The organism is Oleiphilus sp. HI0128 (assembly GCF_001635365.1).
In genome coordinates this window covers 1-3,300 of record NZ_LWGG01000868.1, presented here as the reverse complement: position 1 = coordinate 3,300, position 3,300 = coordinate 1, and the positions used below count along the sequence as shown (strand labels likewise).

The 3,300-nt window shown below is 46.0% G+C and carries 4 protein-coding genes and 1 pseudogene; all 5 read right to left on the bottom strand.

Features of this window, described 5'->3' with window-relative positions:
• A pseudogene (locus tag A3763_RS13730) lies at positions 1-533 on the bottom strand (SDR family NAD(P)-dependent oxidoreductase); the annotation flags it as partial.
• A gap of 61 nt (positions 534-594) precedes the next feature.
• On the bottom strand, positions 595-1,515 hold the full coding sequence (gene fabD, locus A3763_RS13725) for an ACP S-malonyltransferase (RefSeq protein ID WP_068553589.1): 921 nt from the start codon (positions 1,513-1,515) through the stop codon (positions 595-597).
• An 86-nt stretch (positions 1,516-1,601) separates the two neighbouring features.
• Positions 1,602-2,660, bottom strand: coding sequence for a phosphate acyltransferase PlsX (gene plsX / locus A3763_RS13720; protein WP_082865234.1), 1,059 nt, complete (start codon positions 2,658-2,660; stop codon positions 1,602-1,604).
• Between the two features lie 31 nt (positions 2,661-2,691).
• Positions 2,692-2,871: a 50S ribosomal protein L32 gene (gene rpmF, locus A3763_RS13715; RefSeq protein WP_068506763.1), complete on the bottom strand. Its 180-nt coding sequence runs from the start codon at positions 2,869-2,871 to the stop codon at positions 2,692-2,694.
• 51 nt (positions 2,872-2,922) lie between these two features.
• Positions 2,923-3,300: YceD family protein (locus A3763_RS13710; protein WP_068740505.1), on the bottom strand; the 378-nt coding region annotated here is incomplete at its 5' end.

Genomic DNA, 3,300 nt, shown 5'->3' with positions numbered 1-3,300 from the left:
AATGCCTCGCCCACTAATCTCTTTTGCCAAAGAGCGGCTAAAGCCCTCTATGCCTGCCTTGGCAGCACAATAGTTTGCCTGGCCTGCATTGCCCATTTGCGCAACAACAGAGCTAACGTTAATAATTCGTCCCCAGCGCGCCTAGTCATGCCTCGGAGCGCTGCCTTTGAGACTCTGTAAATCGAGCTCAAGTTGGTGTTCAAGACATTATCCCAATCTTCTTCTTTCATACGCATCAACAAACCATCACGGGTAATGCCGGCGTTATTTACAACGATCAAAGGCGGACCATAAGCTTGAGTGACCTGTTTGATGCCTTCTGTGACCGACTCTGGGTCTGACACATCCATCTTAATGCCGTCACCGTCCAAGCCCCACTTTGAGAAATAATGCGAAATTGACGAGGCACCATCTTCTGTTGTGGCAGTACCAATAACCGTTAAGGACTCATCCATGGCCAACTCTTTAGCAATCGCCTGACCTATTCCACGGCTTGCGCCCGTGACTAACGCCACCTTCTTTTCCATTGCCATTTTCCTGTTCTTTATTTTGGTATTTTAACTTGGTGCGCACCGCGCACCCTATACAGCATGTTTAATCTGATAAACCGGAAACTACTTTTTCAAGACTACTCACGTCTGACATAGCCATCGTGTTAACCGTTTTATCAATTCGTTTATTTAAGCCCGCTAGCACCTTACCAGGACCACATTCAACGAAAGTGTCGGCACCTAGCTCAATCAGCTTAGTGACCGATTGTGACCAAAGTACGGGGCTATGCAAATGAGCCAATAAATTTGTCTTTAGCTCTTCCAGGTTTGTGGCTACCTGAGCATTCACATTTTGCACAATAGGAATACCGGGTTCTTTAAATGTCAGTTTCGACATTGCATTTGCCAACTCTTCACCTGCAGGCTGTAACAAGTCACAATGGCAAGGAACACTTACAGGAAGCTTCGCAGTACGACGAGCGCCTTTTTCTTTTGCGATAGCCATCGCCCGGTCCAGCGCATCGGTCGCACCCGATATGACGATCTGACCAGGAGAGTTAAAGTTTGCCGGCGCAACAACTTGCCCTTGGGCTGCCTCTTTACAAGCCTCTTTAGCTTTATCATCATCAAGCCCCAAAAGAGCAACCATACCGCCCTCACCTAGAGGAACCGCTCCCTGCATAAGCTTACCACGAAGGTTAACGAGCTTAACCGTCTCTTCAAAATCCAGTACGCCGCTAGCGATCAAGGCCGTATATTCACCCAAGCTATGCCCACACACATAGTCTGGACGGATGTCAGAGTTTTCTATCCAGGTACGCCACATCGCAACACTTGCCGTTAATACAATAGGCTGAGTAATTTCCGTCTGGTTGATCTTATCTTCAGGCCCATTTAGCGCAATATCTTGAAGATCCTCTCCAATTGCTTCAGACGCTTCAGTAAAGGTTTTTACTGCTAATTCTGACTGCGCCAAGAGATCTGACATCATTCCAATTGACTGAGAACCTTGACCGGGAAACATAAAGACAGTTGTCACAAAATTCACCTTTTAGATAGTTTGACTTGGATATTCAAATAATTAGCGACGCATAGCCACCAAGACCAGCGCTATAGCAAAACCTTTTCCAGCTCGCTATTAATCAGCTCCGGCAGATTAGCTTCCGCCTCTTTATAGGCAAGATCAATCGCTTGCTCAAAAGACTTCGCATTAGCATGCCCGTGACTTTTAACCAAAACGCCTTGCAGACCAAGGAAGATGGCCCCATTGTGAGTGTCTGGGTCTAGCTGCTTCAATGTCTTTGCCAGCAAAGGCAGCATGAGACGACCCAGCAACTTCCGGTACCATGACTCTTTGAAAAAGTCTTTTATACCGGAAAGCAGAATTTTGGCAGCACCCTCGGCACTTTTTAGCGCCACATTGCCAACAAAGCCATCACAAACGATAACATCTGCATAGGAACGAAAGATATCGCCGCCTTCAGCAAAGCCGATATAGTTGAGCGCTTCACTTTCTTCTATTAACGAAGCGGCTAACCTAACCTGCTCATTACCCTTAATACTTTCACCGCCAACATTTAACAGTGCCACCCGGGGATTTTCAACGCCTTTGGTAATTTTTGCTAATACTTGGCCCATGATTGCAAACTGAAGAAGATGTTCGGCCGAACTATCAACATTTGCACCTAAGTCCAGAACGAAACAGCCACCACCTTGAGAAGGAAACATTTTAGTAATCGCGGGCCTATCTATACCGGGAAAGGTTCCCAGTATTGATCGCCCTAACAACATCAAAGCACCGGTATTTCCTGAGCTTACACAAGCTTGAGCTTGACCAGACTTGACCAGTTGGAGTGCCACAGCCATCGAGGAATCTTGCTTACTGCGCAGCACACGAGAAGGACGGTCATCCATAGAGACAACGGTTTCGGCGTGAACAATCGATATTGATGGATTTTCTGGGTAGGAGTGCAACAAAGCCTCCAATTCAACCTGTTTTCCAACAAGGATGATATTGAAGGCTTTGCTTTGGCAGCTGGCTGCCGGAGACGCTTGAGAAGCATCATTTGACTGAAGCTTTTCAAGATAGGCAAAAACAGCAGGGACAACAACCTGAGGGCCATCATCGCCACTCATTGCATCAACTGCAATGGTGATTCCTACAGACATTTCGCCGTCTTCAGAAACTAGTATTTACGTACTAGTCTTCTAATGTCTCAATTACTTTCTTGCCACGGTAGAAACCGTCAGCAGAAACGTGGTGACGCAAGTGCTTCTCACCTGTAGTTGGATCTACAGATAAAGTTGCAGTGCCTAGCGCGTCATGTGAACGACGCATGCCACGTCTTGAACGAGTTTTCTTACTTTTTTGAACAGCCATATTTGTTCTCCCGCGGGTATTTCAAATCAATTGATGAGCTTAGCTCACCGATTATTTCTTTAAATTCAGTTCTGAAAGCACGCTGAAAGGATTCTCTTTGGTCTCTTCGACCTCACTTTCAACACTCTCTTCAATATCACCTTCGTTATACTCTTCAGGTTCGCAATCATCATGATAAGCGAACATTGGCAAACTCAGGATCAATTCTTCTTCTATCACATCCAGTAAAACAAGCTTTTCATCTTCCACCAATAAAGGTTCATAAACACGCGGAAGGTTTTGCGCTTGCTCGTCACTCATTACAATTCCGAGCTGAAACTCAGAACTTATTGTCTTTTTGACCGGATGTAAGCAGCGCTGGCAAAGCAAGTTCAATTCAGCTGAAAGCTTGCCCTTCAATATACGCAGCCTTTGCTCATCCCGTCCAAA